The 17,553-nt window shown below is 55.7% G+C and carries 15 protein-coding genes; 11 read left to right on the forward strand and 4 right to left on the reverse strand.

The features are described from left to right. Window positions 1–64 precede the first annotated feature (64 nt). The 7 genes from amaB to C0Z16_RS22230 all read left to right on the forward strand — a co-directional run bounded on the left by amaB (window position 65) and on the right by C0Z16_RS22230 (window position 7,826). A complete protein-coding gene (gene amaB, locus C0Z16_RS22205; protein ID WP_102634231.1) occupies window positions 65–1,564 on the forward strand; it encodes an L-piperidine-6-carboxylate dehydrogenase in 1,500 nt (499 codons plus the stop codon). Between the two features lie 125 nt (window positions 1,565–1,689). After that, window positions 1,690–2,862: an NAD(P)/FAD-dependent oxidoreductase gene (locus C0Z16_RS22210; protein ID WP_102634232.1), complete on the forward strand. Its 1,173-nt coding sequence runs from the start codon at window positions 1,690–1,692 to the stop codon at window positions 2,860–2,862. A 367-nt stretch (window positions 2,863–3,229) separates the two neighbouring features. Next, the gene (locus C0Z16_RS22215) at window positions 3,230–4,450 is read left to right on the forward strand and encodes an aminotransferase-like domain-containing protein (RefSeq protein WP_102634233.1); all 1,221 of its coding nucleotides are present in this window, start codon (window positions 3,230–3,232) and stop codon (window positions 4,448–4,450) included. A 21-nt stretch (window positions 4,451–4,471) separates the two neighbouring features. Next, on the forward strand, window positions 4,472–5,221 hold the full coding sequence (locus C0Z16_RS22220) for an electron transfer flavoprotein subunit beta/FixA family protein (protein WP_102634234.1): 750 nt from the start codon (window positions 4,472–4,474) through the stop codon (window positions 5,219–5,221). Window positions 5,222–5,229: 8 nt separating this feature from the next. Beyond that, on the forward strand, window positions 5,230–6,168 hold the full coding sequence (locus C0Z16_RS22225) for an electron transfer flavoprotein subunit alpha/FixB family protein (protein WP_102634235.1): 939 nt from the start codon (window positions 5,230–5,232) through the stop codon (window positions 6,166–6,168). Between the two features lie 76 nt (window positions 6,169–6,244). Next, window positions 6,245–6,421 carry a hypothetical protein gene (locus tag C0Z16_RS38225; protein WP_167403551.1) on the forward strand — a complete coding sequence of 59 codons (177 nt, stop codon included), beginning with the start codon at window positions 6,245–6,247 and terminating at the stop codon, window positions 6,419–6,421. Between the two features lie 97 nt (window positions 6,422–6,518). Further along, on the forward strand, window positions 6,519–7,826 hold the full coding sequence (locus C0Z16_RS22230) for an NAD(P)/FAD-dependent oxidoreductase (RefSeq protein WP_102634236.1): 1,308 nt from the start codon (window positions 6,519–6,521) through the stop codon (window positions 7,824–7,826). A 947-nt stretch (window positions 7,827–8,773) separates the two neighbouring features. Here the strand turns inward: C0Z16_RS22230 and C0Z16_RS22235 are convergent. Beyond that, on the reverse strand, window positions 8,774–9,412 hold the full coding sequence (locus C0Z16_RS22235; protein ID WP_102634237.1) for a TetR/AcrR family transcriptional regulator: 639 nt from the start codon (window positions 9,410–9,412) through the stop codon (window positions 8,774–8,776). Between the two features lie 192 nt (window positions 9,413–9,604). On the opposite strand from C0Z16_RS22235, the gene C0Z16_RS22240 reads away from it, so the two are divergent. Both C0Z16_RS22240 and C0Z16_RS22245 read left to right on the forward strand, forming a co-directional pair. Next, entirely contained in the window at window positions 9,605–11,641 is a 2,037-nt protein-coding gene (locus C0Z16_RS22240) for an NADH:flavin oxidoreductase (protein ID WP_102634238.1), read from the forward strand. Between the two features lie 118 nt (window positions 11,642–11,759). Further along, complete coding sequence (locus C0Z16_RS22245) at window positions 11,760–12,773, forward strand: GlxA family transcriptional regulator (RefSeq protein ID WP_102634239.1); 1,014 nt, start codon at window positions 11,760–11,762, stop codon at window positions 12,771–12,773. A 69-nt stretch (window positions 12,774–12,842) separates the two neighbouring features. Here C0Z16_RS22245 and C0Z16_RS22250 read toward each other — a convergent pair whose 3' ends face one another. From C0Z16_RS22250 to C0Z16_RS22260, 3 genes are read right to left on the reverse strand one after another with little or no spacing between them, the layout of a single operon-like run. After that, on the reverse strand, window positions 12,843–13,226 hold the full coding sequence (locus C0Z16_RS22250) for a VOC family protein (RefSeq protein WP_102634240.1): 384 nt from the start codon (window positions 13,224–13,226) through the stop codon (window positions 12,843–12,845). A 51-nt stretch (window positions 13,227–13,277) separates the two neighbouring features. Then, window positions 13,278–14,129 (reverse strand): S-formylglutathione hydrolase, encoded by an 852-nt coding sequence (gene fghA / locus C0Z16_RS22255; protein ID WP_102634241.1) that lies wholly within the window; start codon window positions 14,127–14,129, stop codon window positions 13,278–13,280. A 13-nt stretch (window positions 14,130–14,142) separates the two neighbouring features. Continuing rightward, window positions 14,143–15,249, reverse strand: coding sequence for an S-(hydroxymethyl)glutathione dehydrogenase/class III alcohol dehydrogenase (locus C0Z16_RS22260; protein WP_102634242.1), 1,107 nt, complete (start codon window positions 15,247–15,249; stop codon window positions 14,143–14,145). Between the two features lie 290 nt (window positions 15,250–15,539). On the opposite strand from C0Z16_RS22260, the gene C0Z16_RS22265 reads away from it, so the two are divergent. Together C0Z16_RS22265 and C0Z16_RS22270 are read left to right on the forward strand one after the other, a co-directional pair. Continuing rightward, window positions 15,540–16,823: a M24 family metallopeptidase gene (locus C0Z16_RS22265; RefSeq protein WP_102634271.1), complete on the forward strand. Its 1,284-nt coding sequence runs from the start codon at window positions 15,540–15,542 to the stop codon at window positions 16,821–16,823. A 201-nt stretch (window positions 16,824–17,024) separates the two neighbouring features. Next, window positions 17,025–17,546: a MarR family winged helix-turn-helix transcriptional regulator gene (locus tag C0Z16_RS22270; protein ID WP_158244511.1), complete on the forward strand. Its 522-nt coding sequence runs from the start codon at window positions 17,025–17,027 to the stop codon at window positions 17,544–17,546. Window positions 17,547–17,553 lie beyond the last annotated feature (7 nt).

Here is a 17,553-nt window from a genome sequence, read left to right on the forward strand (position 1 = left end):
TGTTGGAAGCGTAGAGTTTGCGAACTTACCGAAATTTCGTATTGGAAACATAAGGGGCATTAACGTGAAAGCATCGACCATTCTCTCGGACCTCCGCATCTCGCATCTGGCAGAAGCCGGTGACATCATTGTTCATTCGCCCATCAATGGCGACCTCGTTGGCCGAGTTGCAAGTCAGACTGTGGCCGATGTGGACTCCGCTTTGACGGAAGCACAAAAGGCTTACAAGGTCTGGCGCAACGTGCCGGCTCCGCGTCGTGGGGAATTGGTCCGATTGCTCGGTAACAAGCTCCGTGAACGCAAGCAGGCCCTAGGCAGCATCATTACCCTCGAAACGGGGAAAATCCTGCAAGAGGGTCTTGGTGAAGTTCAAGAGATGATTGACATCTGCGATTTTGCGATCGGTCTGTCTCGTCAGCTTTACGGCCTGACTATCGCATCGGAACGTCCCGGCCATCGCATGGCTGAAACCTGGCACCCGATGGGCGTTTGCACAGTCATTTCGGCATTTAATTTCCCAGCTGCGGTTTGGTCCTGGAATGCTGCACTTGCTCTCGTGTGCGGCAACGCTGTCATTTGGAAGCCCTCGGAAAAGACGCCGTTGACCGCGCTCGCGGTGGACCAGATTCTCAAGGATGCGTTGAAGGACTTTGGCGACGCCCCTGATGGCCTCACTGCACTTATCAATGGTGGCCGCGACGTCGGCGCCAAGCTGGTCGCAGACCCGCGCTCCAGCATCGTGAGCGCGACTGGCAGCACCGAAATGGGTCGCACGGTTGGCATCGAAGTCGCCCGACGCTTTGGTCGCTCCATCCTCGAACTCGGTGGGAACAACGCTGGCATCGTCTCGAATACCGCAGACATTGAACTTGCGCTGCGCGGCATTTTGTTCTCCGCAGTTGGTACGGCTGGCCAACGATGCACGACTCTGCGCCGACTCTTCGTGCATGAAAGCATCTATGACAAGGTAGTTGACCGTCTGAAAACGTTCTACGGCAAGGTAGCGATTGGTAATCCGCTGGAGCCGGGCATGCTGTTGGGACCGCTCATCGACGAGCAGTCGTTCAATCGTATGCAGTCAGCGCTTGAGCAAGCGAAGAGCGAGGGCGGCAAAGTCTTTGGCGGCGAGCGTCACACGGTTGCTGGACACGAGAAGGGCTTCTACGTCCGTCCCGCGATTGCAGAGATGCCGTTTCAAACCTCAATCGTGCTGCAAGAGACTTTCGCACCGATTCTCTACGTGATGAAGTACAGCGAATTCAACGATGCCGTCGAAGCGAACAACGCCGCGCATCACGGCTTGTCGTCATGTGTTTTTACGACCGATTTGCGTGAAAGCGAGCGCTTCCTCTCGGCCTCCGGCAGTGATTGCGGAATCGCTAACGTCAACATCGGCCCGAGCGGGGCTGAGATTGGCGGGGCCTTTGGCGGCGAGAAAGAAACGGGTGGTGGCCGCGAGTCGGGCTCCGACGCCTGGAAGGGTTACATGCGCCGCGCGACGAGCACGGTGAACTTCTCGTCGGCGCTTCCGCTGGCTCAAGGCATAGATTTCAACATCGATTAAGCATCCTTTCCCGGAGGCAATGACATTCGCTACCGGGAATGCTTGAACTACTTGCAGTCGCAGTTCGGTGATTGATTGCGTTCCGCTCTATAACGAGCGTTTTCAATTGGTAAATGGAGTAACACGTGAGTTCTCGAGTCGTTATTGTTGGCGGCGGTGTTATCGGCAGTTCAATCGCATTTTTCTTGCGAGCTTCGGACCCGGCAGTTGAGGTAACAGTGATTGAGCGGGACCCGAGCTATGCGAGGTCGTCGTCCGCGTTATCGGCCGCATCCATTCGACAGCAGTTCTCAACGCCTCTTTCCATTCAGATGTCGCTGTATGGAATCTGGTTCCTACGCAACATTGGCGACATTCTGGAGGTTGACGGTAACAAGCCTGCAATCGACCTTCATGAAGGTGGTTACCTGTTCCTCGCGACGCCTGCCGGCGAGGGCGTCCTACGCGAGAACCACGCCCTGCAAAGAAGCTTGGGCGCGAACATTGACTTTCTTTCGCCGAGTGCGCTGCAAGATAAGTTTCCGTGGCTTAACGTTGACGACCTCGCGGCGGGTGCATATGGCGTGAGTGGAGAAGGATGGTTCGACGGTTACGGACTCGTGCAAGCGCTTCGGAAGAAAGCTCAATCGCTGGGTGCGCGTTACGTGCCGGCCGAGGTAATTGGACTCGAGCGCCAAGGTCACAAAATCACGCACGTAGTTGCCAACAACGGTCAGCAGTATGCCTGCGACACGCTTGTCAACGCAGCCGGTGCGTGGACTCGCAAGATTTCCGAGATGATGGGAATCAACATTCCCGTCTATGCACGACGCCGAAGCATCTTCAACGTATCGTCGCCGGCGCGTCTCAGGAATGCCCCGTTGATGATTGACCCGACCGGTGTGTATTTCCGTCCAGAGGGCAAGACGTACATCACTGGAACCTCCCCGTCCGCAGACAGCGACCCCGACGACCTGCCGCTCGATGAAGTTGACCACAACATTTTCGACGAGGTCATTTGGCCAACCCTTGCGAATCGCGTTCCGGAGTTTGAGGCGCTACGCGTCGAGAACTGCTGGTCTGGTTACTACGAATACAACGTGTTTGACCATAACGCAATCATCGGATACCACCCGGACATTGACAACTGCGTCTTTGCCAATGGCTACAGCGGACACGGGCTCCAGCAAGGGCCGGCAACTGGCCGAGGTGTGTCGGAATTGATTCTGAACGGCAAGTATTCCAGCCTCGATTTATCCTCGCTGAGTTGGGAGCGAGTTCTTGAGAATCGCCCAATCATTGAAAAGAACGTCGTCTAATCCGAGCATCTTCTCAGTAGTGCTAAAGCGTTGGCACGACTCCGTCGGGCCAATGTTTTATGTCAAGGGTGTTCGCGAGTCCGTGCGGCTATAAAGGAAAGGTATTGACTGGGTGGGTCCTATCCCCTGAATTCAATACCGTTGCGACAGGGCTTGCGCGTCACAGTTCGTGTAATGAGGATTATGCATTACATAGTGCGTAGATATCGTTTGATACGGGACTATTGGCTGCTCACAATGAATCCTCAAATTCTAGTTTGATACGAAAAGCGTCGACGGACGGAGTTGGGTCTGAATGTGTTGCGCCGGACGAAGTTGAGACAGGGCGACGCCATAACTCATCGTTTGTCACTTATCGAGTAATTTCATGTACGAGTTCACCAGTCCGTTCCAGAGCCCTTCAGGCTCTCCCATTCGCGAACTGTTCAAGTATCTGAGCTTGCCTGGGATGATTTCATTCGCAGGTGGATATCCAGCCAGTGACCTCTTCGACGTGCAGGGGCTTGATGTGGCCGCCACGCGTGCGTATCGGACGCCAACTCGCTGCCTGCAATACGGGCCGACCGATGGTCTGCCGGAGCTTAAGAGCCAACTCCTTGCTCTGATGGGCCGTCGCGGTACTGCATGTTCGAACGATGAGCTCGTCGTCACGACCGGCTCTCAACAAGGTTTGGACCTTTTGCTTCGAATCTTCGTGTCGCCTGGTGACGCGGTATTGACTGAGCAGCCAGCGTATCCCGCGGCCTTGCAGGCGTTCAAGCTTCAACAGGCTCAAATAGTTACCGTGCCCGTGGACAACGCCGGGCTCGACGTAGAGCGACTCTCGACGCTTCTTTCATCGGGCGCGGTAGACGCTCCCAAGTTGTTGTACACGGTTCCAACCTTCGCAAACCCGACTGGCGGGAGCTTAAGCCGTGAACGTCGAGTCGCTTTGCTCAAACTCGCGGCGAAGTACAAGTTCGTTATCGTGGAGGATGACCCATACGGCGACCTTCGCTTTGCGGGCGAGAAGCTACCGTCGATTCTGGAGCTGACTGCGCAAGTGGAAGGCTCACGAAACTGGGTTGTTCACTTCGCGAGCCTTTCGAAAATCGTCGCGCCCGGCCTTCGGGTCGGCTGGATGGTTGCACCTGCGGAAATCGCTCGACGCTGCGTTGTGGCCAAGCAGACAGTCGACCTTTGCAGCACGCCCTGGACCCAAGCAACCGTCGCTGAATATTTGATGGATGGCGGGCTTGAGCGCCACCTGTCTCGTATCGCCTCTATGTACGGTGTCAAAAGCCAGGCGCTTTGCAGGGAGCTGCGTGCCCAATTCGGTGATGCCATTAAGTTCCATCCGCCGGAAGGTGGAATGTTTGTTTGGGCTCGTATTGATGATGTTGACGCCGCGACGCTACTTAGCTGCGCCATCGAGAACAAGGTCATATTCGTGCCAGGAAAGGCCTTTTTCGCAGACAAGGTTGACCCATTCACGTTGCGGCTCTCGTTCGCAGCCCCTGGTGTCGAAGATATTAAAGAGGGTGTTAGGCGGCTGAAGCGCGCGTATGACGAGGCGCTTGCAGTTCAAAGTTCATCTGTCCAGTCGTAGTTGCGCGAAAGGATGCTCGAAATGAAGATTTTGGTTGCTGTTAAGCGGGTGGTCGATGCGAATGTGAAGGTACGAGTCAAGGCCGACCAATCTGGCGTCGAACTCGCGAACGTGAAGTTCTCCATGAACCCGTTCGATGAGATTGCGGTCGAGGAAGCGGTCAGGCTGAAAGAAGCGGGGCGCGCGACTGAGGTCATAGCGGTTTCCGCAGGCTCGGCGCAGTGTCAGGAGACGCTTCGCACCGCCTTGGCTATCGGCGCGGACCGAGGCATTCACGTGAAGGTGGAAGGTGAACTCCAGCAGCTTGGAGTTGCACGCATTCTCCAAGCGATTGTTGCCCGCGAGAACCCCGACCTGATCATCCTCGGAAAGCAGGCGATTGACGACGACGCAAACCAGACCGGTCAGATGCTCGCCGCCTTGGCCGACTTTCCGCAGGCGACGTTTGCATCACGCCTTCAAATCGAGGGCGGCACGGTTCTGGTTGGCCGTGAAATCGACGGCGGTGCTGAAACTGTAAGCATCAGGTTGCCGGCTGTTGTAACGACTGACCTACGTCTGAACGAGCCGCGCTATGTGACGCTTCCCAGCATCATGAAAGCGAAGAAAAAGCCGATTGCGGTAGTCGAGGTTGCAGAACTCGGTGTCGATATCGTGCCACGACTCAAGACACTCAAGGTCACGGAACCTCCGCAGCGCAAGGCTGGTGTGATTGTCCAAGACACCGACGCGCTGGCGACCGCTGTAAAAAATACAGTTAAGATGGATTGAGGTTTGAAATGACGACATTAATTATTGCAGAACACGACAACATCGAAATCAAGGCCTCAACACTGCATGCATTGACGGCAGCGCGCCAGATTGGCAAGCCAGTCCACGTGCTTGTCGCCGGCTATCAAGCAAGTCAGGTCGCGACGGCGGCGGCGAAGTTGGAAGGCGTCGAAAAGGTGTTGCTTGCCGACGCTGAACATGTTGCAGCAGGCCTTGCCGAGAACGTGGAGCCGACCGTGACGTCGCTTGCGTCCGCGTACTCGCACTTGGTTTTCCCCGCGACTGCCTTCGGCAAGAACATTGCCCCACGCGTCGCAGCGAAGCTGGGAGCCAGTCAGATTTCTGACGTCACGACCATTGTCAGCGCAGACACTTTCGAGCGCCCAATCTACGCGGGTAATGCGATTGCAACGGTGCAGTCGCTGGACGAGGTGAAGGTCTTGACCGTGCGGCTTGCGGCTTTCGCAGGAGGCAGTGACAACGGCGGGAACGCGGTCATTGAGAAGGTCGAGGCGGCCGCAGACAGAGGTCTATCTTCGCTCGTTTCGCGAGAGCTGACGCAACTTGAGCGGCCCGACCTTTCGGGGGCTAAGGTAATCGTCTCGGGCGGCCGCGGGTTAGGGTCCGGCGAACAGTACAAGGCGGTGCTCGAGCCTCTCGCTGACAAGCTCCACGCTGCTCTCGGGGCCTCTCGTGCAGCAGTCGATGCTGGTTACGTTCCGAATGACTATCAGGTAGGACAGACCGGGAAGATTGTCGCTCCAGATGTCTACATAGCAGTCGGTATCTCGGGTGCTATCCAGCACTTGGCGGGTATGAAAGATTCCAAGACCATCATTGCCATCAACAAAGATGCGGAAGCTCCGATTTTCGCGGTAGCAGATGTTGGCTTGGTCGGTGACCTCTTCGAGGCCGTGCCGCAATTGGTTGCAAAACTCAGCGCGTAAGGAGCGACGTGTCCTCGCTCTACGCGGTCTAAGGACACGCCCAACACCAGTGCGAACAGAACGACAGGAGGCAAACATGGCGACAACTGCGATGCAGGACGATGTAGGCGACGAACTACCGCTTGAAGTAATCAAACACCTCTCTACCCAGATTGCAGCGGCGCCAGGCTACGTTTCGAAGGTCTTTGAGCGGCTCGCCGCAGAAGGGGCTGACGCGGGTGAAGAATATCCCGCAGTTCGGGGATATAACTGAGAGCATACGGTAGCTCGCAGATGTAGAGCCGCTAGGTCACTCAAGAACCAGTACTTAGCCAAGCGGGTTTCTCTCCTTAAACTGTTTTGGTACGTCCATGCATCGCATCGCAATAGTAGGCGGCGGCGCCGGCGGGCTCGAACTTGCCACTCGCCTTGGAGACACTCTGGGTCGAAGCGGGTTGGCTCGCGTTACTCTCATCGACAAAAACCCCACGCACATATGGAAGCCGCTTCTTCATGAGGTCGCTGCAGGGACGCTTGACACCGAGACACATGTGCTGGATTACACGGCACAAGCGCACTGGCATTTCTTCGACTTTGTCAGAGGAGAAATGGTCGCGCTTGATAGAAAGACCCGCACACTATCCATCGGAGCCGTTGTCGGTGGCGATAACTTCGATGAAGAAGTGTTGCCTCCACGCATTCAGCTTTACGATACTCTGGTTCTGGCGGTGGGAAGTTCAACACATTTTTTCGGGATTCCCGGCGCCGATATACACTCCGTCCCGCTGGATACGGTGGACCAAGCTGAGCGATTGCGGCGTCGATTGCTACAGTTTTGTATGCGAAGGACCGATGCAAGCCAGGCCGGAAATCCAGAGCAGGTGAACGTTGCGATTATTGGTGGCGGAGCGACGGGCGTCGAACTTTCAGCAGAGCTCCTTCGGATGGAAAAGGGCTTCCGGAAATTTGGATTGCGCCTTGGAGGGAATGACAGCTGCTTTCGCGTTACTTTGATGGAGGCCGGTCCTCGAATACTTCCGGCCATTTCGGAACGTGTTGCCGCGACCACGGCGCGACTTCTGGAGAAGCTCGGGGTTTCCGTCCTAGTAGGCGATGCAGTCACCAAAGTCGAGCAGCATGCGGTTGTGACGAAGAGCGGGCAACGCCATGATGCTGATATCACTATCTGGGCGGCTGGCATTAAGGCACCAGACTTCCTTTCGTCGCTTGATGGACTGGAAGTCAATCGAATCAATCAGGTCAAGGTGAACAGTGAGCTACAGGCCGAGCACGACGCGAGCGTCTACGCACTCGGTGATTGCTGCAGTTGCGTTTGGACGGAACAGACCTTCGTCCCTCCACGCGCGCAAGCCGCACACCAGCAAGCGAAATATCTTGCGAAGTCGCTGCAGGCTCGCCTCGCGGGTCGCGCCGTAAAGCATTTCCGGTATATCGACCACGGGTCGCTTGTTTCGCTTGGTTCCATATCCGCGGTAGGCAGTCTAATGGGCGGCATAATTGGTAGAGACATCCTCGTGGAAGGGCTTCTCGCTCGCTTGATGTACGCATCACTCTACAGAAAGCACATTGCTGCAGTCTCAGGAGTAAGGCGCATGGTATTTAGCGTGTGCGCGCAGCTCCTGCGACGTGCGGCAGCGCCTCGCGTCAAGTTACATTGAGATGGTCAACTACTCTAAATCATCGTTGACTATCTAAATTTCTCCATGCGCGTAACTCCTTAGCCGAGTCAGCGACTTTGCATCTTGCGATACATTGTCGGAAAGCAGCTTTTTTTGCAGCCCTGGGTGCACCTTTTTACCGTTAGGATGCGCTTTCGAAAGAATCGAATCGACCGTTCAACCACGGAGACAAGCGCCGTTGGTCGCCGGTGGCAAGCGCTCTTGGAGATGCCCTGGCGAAACGTTGGGCAAGGTCATCTTTGCAATGGAAGAGAGCGCCACATGGTGCGTCGATTTGAAGGTGGTGTCCAGATGATGTCTATTGGATGTCATCGCTTTGGTCAGGTCGCGAGAAGGGTGGTCTGGCGAGAGTGTGGAAAGGAAGACATGGAGCAAGCGACAACGTCGTAATGATGCTGAAAAGCTGTAAGCCTCACGAAAAAGCCGGCACCTCAATTCCCGCGGGATGACCCCAATGACCGCCGACACGTCTTGAATGTTCCATGGGTGTTCAGGTAACAGGAACATCTCTCGAGCCAAAGTGCTGCCAAATGTCGAGCGGCTATGTCGGTAAGCATCATGGAGCGCAAACCAATCTGGACCGTTGGCACGCTCTAGGTCTGACGAGCACAGGGTCAGCGTTCCCGAGGCAGACCCGCGGACCCCGGGTTCAATGTGAATGGAAAACAGAATCTCGGCAGGCACTGCCCAACCTTTTTCTGTTGGCCACTTTCGGAGCGCTTTCTCGGCTGATAGCTGATGCGTCCCATGTTCCGGTGTCCAATGGATAGGAACCGGGATTCGCAAATCCTGCACTTTCAACGTCCTGGACAAACTAAAACGGAGCTTCATATTTGTCGCTTCTGCGTCCTGCTTGATAACCGAGTTGATGTTCTCTAAGAAAGCTGCCGTATTGCAATGCCCGATTTTCCTGCGTCAAAATCGAGCTATATAAAACCGCGTCGTGAGTAAAAGCGCTCAAGTTCGTTTTTCTTCGCGCGACGGCCAGTGAACACCTCGACGTACTCTGGAATTCGCATCATGCGAACCGACATTTCCTCGCTCTGGTGTGTGGAGACGTATCCGACCTGTACGAAATAGGCGGTTCTGGCACGTACATCTGCTGCCTTCGGGTCATAGTTGAATCGCGTGAACAGGGCGGTCAACGCTGTAATCCGAGCGGCATCGTCTTCGGCCAATTTCCGTGCGATTTCCGGAGATTGCTGAGCCCAGCTTCTGATTGCAGCTTCGAATCGAGAATCGAAGATTGCATCATCGAACCAGCAATCGAAAACGTTCAATATCGCTTCGGCAACGCTCTCGGCATACGCCTCAGTCCGCTCTATCCAGTTACCCGTGTTCTTCTGCTTCCACTTATCGAGAAGTGCACCCAAGAGTTCATTGCGGTCCTTAAAGAACCAATAGAAGCTTGTGCGTGAAAGGTTGAGCTTCTTTCCGAGCGTCAAAACGCGAACCGAGTCGACGCCTCCTTCGAGCAGACATTCATAAGCAGCTTCAAGCCACAAATCGGCCGAACCGCGCACGGAATCGAGTGTTTGGTCTGCCGAGTCGAGTGCGTCTTCCATTGCGTCTGATCCCTATTGAGCCTTGCCGTGCTGCAGCGAAAGTTCCATTTTGCTGCGCCGCAGCGCAACTGTCATCCATCTCCGTCATGCAGACTGTACTACATTGTCCTTCCACTTGACACCTGTGTACATAGGTCTTAATCTTCGGTCACTCACAGCAGTGATCGCTCCCACCGTCTCCAAGAGGCACTCATGTCCGCGGACCCGCTTCTCCAGCCTTACACCCTCAAACACGTCACGTTTCGCAACCGAATCATGACGACGTCGCACGAGCCAGCGTACGCCGAAGACGGCATGCCGAAAGAACGTTACCGTGCATATCACGTTGAGCGGGCCAAAGCCGGCATCGCGTTGACGATGACGGCAGGCTCGGCAGCAATCTCGAAAGACAGTCCCCCGGTATTCAACAACATCCTGGCCTATAAGGATGAAGTTGTGCCATGGATGAGGGACCTCGTGGATGAGTGTCATGAGCACGGAGCCAAAGTGATGATTCAGTTGACCCACTTGGGACGCCGTACTCGGTGGGATAAGGGCGATTGGCTGCCGGCGGTGTCGCCCTCGCACAACCGCGAACCCGCGCACCGCGCGTTCCCGAAGAAGATGGAAGAGTGGGACATTGACCGCATCGTCAAGGACTTTGCGGACGCGGCAGAGCGCATGAAGGCCGCAGGCCTCGACGGTCTCGAAATCGAATCGTATGGCCATTTGATGGACCAGTTCTGGTCCCCGCTCACGAACACGTTGGAGGGGCCGTACGGCGGGTCACTGGACAATCGTCTGCGTTTTACGTTTGATGTCCTGCGCGCGATTCGAGCGCGAGTTGGGGAGCGTTTCCTTCTCGGGATTCGCTACACGGCGGACGAAATCATCCCGGGCGGAATCACGAAGGAAGAGGGTATTGAAATTTCGAAGCGACTGAAGAACAGTGGTCTCGTCGACTACCTCAACGTCATTCGTGGTCACCTCGAGACTGACGCAGGTTTGACCGACATCATTCCGATTATGGGGATGAAGAGCGCGGCGCACCTCGACTTCGCGGGCGAAATTCGCAAGGAAACGGAGTTTCCGACGTTTCACGCAGCGCGTATCCAGGACGTTGCGACTGCACGCTACGCAATCGAGGCCGGGAAGGTCGACATGATTGGCATGACGCGTGCGCATATGACGGACCCGCATATCGTCCGAAAAATCATCGAGAAGAGGGAAGATGACATTCGGCCGTGCGTTGGCGCTAACTACTGCCTGGACCGCATTTATCAGGGTGGTATGGCGCTATGCATTCACAACGCGGCGACCGGTCGTGAGGTGACGATGCCGCAGACGATTAAACCGGCCGCTACAAAACGGAAGGTCGTCATCATTGGTGCCGGTCCTGCCGGGCTTGAGGCGGCACGAGTTGCCGGCGAACGTGGCCACGATGTTGTCGTATTCGAAGCGATGAACAATCCCGGTGGTCAGATTCGGTTGACGGCACAGAATCTTCGTCGAAAGGAGATGATGGGGATTATCGATTGGCGCATGGCCCAGTGCGAAAAGCGTGGCGTGCGGTTCGTTTTCAACACAATTGCAGATGCTGGAGTGGTGAACGCGGAGAAACCAGACGTTGTCATCGTGGCGACCGGTGGTATGCCCCATACGGAGGTATGTGCCGAAGGAAACGAGTATGTAATCTCGTCGTGGGACATCATCTCGGGCGACATCAAGCCAGGTGCAAATGTCCTCATTTTTGATGACGCCGGCGACCACGCAGCCTTGCAGGCTGCCGAGACGATTGCGCAGGCAGGTGGGCAAGTCGAAGTCATGACGCCGGACCGTACTTTTTCGCCCGAAGTGATGAGCATGAACCTCGTCCCGTATATGCGCTCGTTGCAGAAGCTGGCTACGAAGTTCACGGTGACGTATCGACTCGAGTCGGTCCGCCGCGAAGGAAGCGATCTCGTAGCGACCATCGGGAGCGATTACGGTGGCATCCGGAAGGAAGAGCGCTACGACCAGATTGTGGTGAATCATGGGACCATCCCGATGGATGAGCTTTACTTCGAACTCAAGCCGTTGTCGAGAAACCTCGGGGCTGTAAACTACGAGGACCTTATCGACGGTAAGCCGCAGGTCGAAGATAAGAACCCGGATGGCCACTTCCAACTGTTCCGCATCGGCGATGCAGTGTCGGCGCGCAACACGCATGCTGCAATATACGATGCCCTGAGACTGACGAAAGACCTGTAACCCTTTCGAGAAATGTCCAGGTCGTGCAGCGTGGCTGCAGTTTCGCTAGGGGCGATTCCGCAGCCGCGCCAATCTTCTCGTCTCACGATGAGTTAGGCCCGACGGCGCGACCCAAACTATGAAAACTGTTTCTGTAGACATCGTTGTGTATCCCGGGTTTCGAGCACTGGAGGTAGTTGGACCCCTGACGGTGTTCAAGCAGGCTAATGACTGTCTGCGGCAAACAAACCAAGCCGGGGGATACAGCGTCCAGATAGCGGCGACCGGCACTGGCACTGTGGCTTCCGATATCGACACTCACGTCTTCGCTACCAAGGGACTTGGACCGTTGGTCGCACATACAGTAATAATCCCCGGTACAACTGACGTCTCGTTTCTCGGGCTGGAAACTGCGTCTGAATTGAAATTATGGCTGGCACGGGAAGGCCACAGAGCCGAGCGCATCGGTGCTCTCTGTGTTGGGACGCTACTTTTGGCCGAGGCGGGAATGCTTAACGGGCGACCTGCTGTGACCCATTGGTCTTTCGCGAAGTCGCTCCAATTGACCCACCCCCATATTCAGGTTGAAGAGGGGCGCCTGTTCACCAGGCACGGTAACGCGTGGACTTGTGCAGGGGTAACGGCCGGTATCGACCTCGCCCTCGCGTTCGTCGAAGAGGATTTTGGCTTGCAACTGGCTACCGACGTCGCGAAGGAACTTGTTCTCTTCACAAAGCGGCCGGGTGCCGAACCTCAACTAAGCGCTCATTTAAATCATCCGCGAACAATTTGCGATTCGATTGAGCGGGCCAAGCAGTGGATTCTGTCTAACTCGCACCAACGCGTTAGGACGTCAGACATCGCGAAAGCGGCGGCAATGAGCGAAAGAAACTTCGTTCGAGTTTTTCGGCGGGAGACGGGTAGGACACCGTCCGAATATCTTTGCGACGTTCGATTCGAGGCGGCAACCCGGGACCTCGCAGGCACTTCACACCCGATAAAAACCATCGCAAGTCGAAGCGGGTTTGGGACCTACACATCGTTGCGCAAGGTTTTTTTGGAGCGTGTTGGAGTTTCACCTCGCGCTTATCGTTTGGCGTCTGGCCGAGCGGATATCGATGGGATAGACGTCTCGGATGATGTGTCGTGCTGAGATGTGTTGCGATTTGTAATATTGACGAGTCAATAGGAAGGGCACACTTCTGCATACCCCTCCTTTTTGTTACACGGCTTTGAAGCAATAAGCCGCGAGCTTGTTTCCGTCCAGGTCGCGGACGTATGCAGCATATGCATTAGGCGCCCAGTCGCGCGTGCCGGCAGCGCCCTCGCACTTCGCACCTGCGTTCACCGCTGCACGATGAAACTCGTCGATGCTCGCGCGATTCGGTGCTTCAAAGGAGACAGTCACGCCGTTACCGACGGTCGCCGGTTGGCCGTTTGCAGGCTTCAGAACGAAGAACGACGGAGCACCGGCACCCCAGATGGAGCCGTTGTCTGAAAGGTCCGCGACGCGGGACAGACCGAGCTTGCCGAGCACTTCGTCGTAAAAGGTACGAGCACGGGACAGGTCGTTCGTGCCTACGGTTACATGAGTAAATGCGGTCATTGTGTTTCTCCAAAAAGAAGCTGGCGGATACCCACCAAATGATGGAAGTGCCTACTTTGAAAAAAGAATTTGCGCGTGATGCGCCATATGTTCGGCGATGAAGCTCGTGATGAAGAAATAACCGTGGTCGTATCCTTCATGCCGTCGTAGCGTGAGGCTCAATCCTGCCTCGCGGGCACTCGCTTCGAGCACATCGGGATGAAGCTGTTCGCTGAGAAATTGGTCGGCCAGTCCTTGGTCGATAAGGATGCGGCCAGAAAAGGGCGATGCTGCTCCCGCCTTGATTAGTTCATTGGCGTCGTACTGCTTCCATGCACTACGGTCGTCTCCGAGGTATCCCGAAAATGCTTTTACACCCCACGGACAGAGCGACGGCGCTGCTATCGGCGCGAACGCCGAGACGCTGCGATAGACATCTGGGTTGCGGAATGCAAGGACAAGAGCCCCATGGCCACCCATCGAATGGCCAAAAATGCCGAGACGTCTTTCATCGATTGGGCAGTGCGCAAGAACCGCGTGGCGCAAATCCTCGGTAACGTACGAATACATTCGGTAGTGCGATGCCCAGGGAAGGCGCGTCGCATCGACGTAAAACCCTGCACCGACTCCAAAGTCCCATGCATCGCTTTCGCCCGGGAGTTCGGCGCCGCGCGGGCTCGTATCCGGACAGACGAGCGCGATGCCGTGCTGTGCCGCGTAGCGCAGCGCTCCGGCCTTGATAGGAAACGTTTCTTCGGTGCAAGTCAGGCCAGCGAGATAGAACAAAGCCGGGACCAGATTCGATGAAGCCTGGCCTGGCAAAAACACTGAAAAGCGCATCGGCAGGCCGATGGCGTTTGATTCATGCCGATAAATCTTCTGCACGCCGTCGAAGCACCGATGCTCTTCCACGAGTTCCAACATCTCTGCACGTCCCTTAATAGATGACGACGGAGCGAATCGACTCGCCTTTTTTCATCAAATCGAAGCCGTCGTTGATTTGCTCGAGCTTGAGGTGATGTGTGATGAGGTCGTCGATGTTGATTTTCCCTTCCATGTACCAGTCGACAATCTTCGGCACGTCTGTGCGGCCGCGCGCTCCGCCAAATGCCGAACCCTTCCATTCACGACCTGTCACGAGCTGAAACGGACGCGTGCTGATCTCCTGTCCCGCTGCCGCAACACCGATGATGAAAGACTGTCCCCAACCCTTGTGGGTGCATTCCAGCGCTTCGCGCATTAGCTTGGTGTTGCCAACGCATTCGAACGAGTAATCTGCGCCCCCCCCGGTTAACTGCACGATGTGGTCGACCACGTTTTCCACCTCTTTCGGATTGATGAAGTGCGTCATGCCGAACTTCTTCGCCAGTTCGACGCGGCCCGGATTGATGTCGACGCCGATGATCTTGTCGGCGCCGACCATCTTTGCGCCCTGGATGACGTTCAGGCCGATGCCACCGAGCCCAAACACGACGACGTTCGCACCCGCTTCGACCTTCGCCGAATACACGACAGCGCCGACGCCCGTCGTCACGCCGCAGCCGATGTAGCAGATCTTGTCGAACGGCGCGTCTTCACGGACTTTCGCGACCGCGATTTCCGGCACGACAATGTAGTTCGAAAACGTGGACGTGCCCATGTAGTGAAACAAAGGCTTGCCGTCCAGAGAGAAGCGCGAGGTGGCGTCGGGCATCAGGCCCTTGCCTTGCGTCGCGCGAATCGCCTGACAGAGGTTCGTCTTACGCGACAAACAGAACTTGCACTGGCGGCATTCCGGTGTGTAGAGCGGGATGACGTGGTCGCCCTTCTTCAGTGTGCCAACGCCCGGTCCCGTATCTACGACCACACCTGCACCTTCGTGACCCAAAATTGCAGGGAAGATACCTTCCGGGTCGGCCCCGGACAGGGTGTAGTAATCGGTGTGACAGATTCCTGTCGCCTTCACTTCAATGAGTACTTCGCCAGCTCGGGGGCCCTCGAGGTCGACTTCTTCGATAGTGAGCGGTTGACCTGCTGTCCATGCAATAGCTGCTTTCGTCTTCATTGCCGTGACTTTCTGGATTGGGGGAAGCCCGGATGATTGCATGGCGATGCTCATGCAATCGCGACATTGGTGGTAAATGGCGCGGAACGTTTAAAGGATGGCGGAAAGTGCAACTTTGGCGCGAACCGCCGCAAGCAGCCGACCGCAGATGCTTGTTGGCTCACGGGTAAACACCATTTTTTAACTCGTTGACGTTGGTTCCACGTGGGACTAATCTGGCCATACCGTGAAACTGCTTGTCCGTGCCAAGAAGACTAGCCTCGTCCCCCCAAGGAGCTGAAGTGAACAACATGGTTTCCGTCGACGCGACGTCCTCCGTAGAGAATTGCGCTGCGACGCAGTGGGCCCACATTGAGGGCTACCAAATTGGCACTGTGGACAATTCGCTGATTGCTGAGTACGTATCTGTCGACAGGAAGGGGCTGCGTGCTTATCGATTGAATCGCCTGCGCGAGCAATTGAAAAAACATGACTACGCGGGGATGTTGCTGGCCGACCCGTTGAACATTCGGTACGCGACGGACACGACCAACCTTGGGCTGTGGGTGATGCATTCACCGAGCCGTTATGTCTTCATTGCCACTGACGGACCGGTAATTTTGTTCGACTTCACTAGCAGTAAGCACAACAGCACGCACGTAGAGTCCATTGACGAAATTCGTCCAGCGACGCCTTGGATTTACTTTCTTGCAGGACCGAGAGTCGATGAGAAGGCCGAAGCGTGGGCGACAGAAATCGCCGACGTTGTGCGCTCTTATGGAGGGGGGAATCTTCGTCTTGCAGTGGACCGGTGCGATCCGTGGGGAGCCGAGAAGTTGAAGAGTAAGGGTATTCAGCTGTTTGACGCGCAGCCTCTAACCGAGCAAGCCCGAGTTATCAAAGGTCCCGAAGAAATCCAGCAACACGCAATTTCGATGCGGGTTTGCGACCTCGGGATTGCGAGAATGAAGCAGGTTCTTCAACCCGGTATCACTGAGAACCAGCTATGGAGCGTCTTCCACCAGACAAATATCGCCCATGGTGGCGAGTGGGCGGAATCGCGGCTACTCACTTCTGGCCCCCGGACCAACCCGTGGTTTCAAGATGCCAGTAACCGCGCCATCGAACATGGCGACGTTGTAGCCTTCGACACCGATATGGTCGGGCCCGGTGGTGCCTTATCGGATATCTCGCGGACATTTATTTGCCCTGGCCGGCAAGCATCGGGAGAGCAACGCGACCTTTTGGGCTTCGCAGCGGACCAAATCGCGCACAACGTCAGTCTGCTGCAGGCCGGAATGTCCTTCCGAGAGTTTGCTGAGCTTTGCTGGCCAGTGCCTGAGCGCTACTTGCACAATCGTTACATGATGATGCTCCATGGCGTAGGCCTTGTTGATGAATATCCGAGCATTGCCTATGCGGTGGATTTTGACGCTTGGGGCTACGACGGAATTCTGGAAGAGAATATGGTGGTCTCCGTTGAGAGCTACATCGGTGATAAAGGTGGAAAGGAAGGCGTGAAGCTCGAGGAGCAAGTTGTGATCACATCGAAAGGTGCTGTGCCCTTCGCAAAGACCCCGCTTCTCAGTCTGTGAAAGCTAGGGACAGCAGAAAAATAACTAGCTCTATTCGCTTTCCGAGCTGCCGCTTTCCAGGCTTGGAAAGTGGCATTGGAACCTGGTTCGTTAAAAGTCGACTCTAGTATGAAGTGTCGTCCAATCCGTGCGGCAACTGCGCGATATGGATTCGTAGGTACTAGAATCGCTCGCACTCAACCCGGACAAGGAGGGAAGAAGATGGAGCGTGACCCCAAGACATCGCTTGGCCCGGTCGTGGCTGAGAGCAGTGAAAACGCCACTTACGTGGATGAAGTGTTCGATGCTGTTGTTACGAACGGGCCCATCAATGATGCATGGCGACTGACGTTATGGGGTAACTGCTACAACGAGCCTATCTTTACGGCATTAGCGTTGGAGTTCGATGTGGGTCGCGACGAGTTCAACGTTTTGAGTTGTCTTGCGTCGTACGGCTCGATGGTTGCAAGGACAATTTGCGACGTTACCGGAAGGCCAAAAAACAGCATCAGTCGAGCGGTGAACCGCTTGATAGAGAGGAACCTGCTTAAGAGAAAGACGAATGACAGTGACCGACGGGAGAGCGTTCTCATTTTGAACGAAGCCGGTCGCCGCATGTACGAGCGGGTACTTCCCGTCGCGGTCAGTCGCCAGAATTTAATGCTAGATTCCTTGAGTAAGGACGAGCGTGAAACTCTCGACTTCATCCTCAACAAGTTGATGCGCTCGAGGCACCAATGGTGACCAATGC

The sequence above is a fragment of the Paraburkholderia rhynchosiae genome, from assembly GCF_002879865.1.
In the GTDB taxonomy this organism is placed as follows: Bacteria; Pseudomonadota; Gammaproteobacteria; order Burkholderiales; family Burkholderiaceae; genus Paraburkholderia; species Paraburkholderia rhynchosiae.

Excerpts from the sequence above, each read along its gene's own strand:
- C0Z16_RS22215 (WP_102634233.1), top strand. The coding sequence starts at position 3,230 with ATGTACGAGTTCACCAGTCCGTTCCAGAGCCCTTCAGGCTCTCCCATT.
- C0Z16_RS22220 (WP_102634234.1), top strand. The coding sequence starts at position 4,472 with ATGAAGATTTTGGTTGCTGTTAAGCGGGTGGTCGATGCGAATGTGAAG.
- C0Z16_RS22225 (WP_102634235.1), top strand. The coding sequence starts at position 5,230 with ATGACGACATTAATTATTGCAGAACACGACAACATCGAAATCAAGGCC.
- C0Z16_RS38225 (WP_167403551.1), top strand. The coding sequence starts at position 6,245 with ATGGCGACAACTGCGATGCAGGACGATGTAGGCGACGAACTACCGCTT.
- C0Z16_RS22230 (WP_102634236.1), top strand. The coding sequence starts at position 6,519 with ATGCATCGCATCGCAATAGTAGGCGGCGGCGCCGGCGGGCTCGAACTT.
- C0Z16_RS22235 (WP_102634237.1), bottom strand. The coding sequence starts at position 9,412 with ATGGAAGACGCACTCGACTCGGCAGACCAAACACTCGATTCCGTGCGC.
- C0Z16_RS22240 (WP_102634238.1), top strand. The coding sequence starts at position 9,605 with ATGTCCGCGGACCCGCTTCTCCAGCCTTACACCCTCAAACACGTCACG.
- C0Z16_RS22245 (WP_102634239.1), top strand. The coding sequence starts at position 11,760 with ATGAAAACTGTTTCTGTAGACATCGTTGTGTATCCCGGGTTTCGAGCA.
- C0Z16_RS22250 (WP_102634240.1), bottom strand. The coding sequence starts at position 13,226 with ATGACCGCATTTACTCATGTAACCGTAGGCACGAACGACCTGTCCCGT.
- fghA (WP_102634241.1), bottom strand. The coding sequence starts at position 14,129 with ATGTTGGAACTCGTGGAAGAGCATCGGTGCTTCGACGGCGTGCAGAAG.
- C0Z16_RS22260 (WP_102634242.1), bottom strand. The coding sequence starts at position 15,249 with ATGAAGACGAAAGCAGCTATTGCATGGACAGCAGGTCAACCGCTCACT.
- C0Z16_RS22265 (WP_102634271.1), top strand. The coding sequence starts at position 15,540 with ATGGTTTCCGTCGACGCGACGTCCTCCGTAGAGAATTGCGCTGCGACG.
- C0Z16_RS22270 (WP_158244511.1), top strand. The coding sequence starts at position 17,025 with ATGGAGCGTGACCCCAAGACATCGCTTGGCCCGGTCGTGGCTGAGAGC.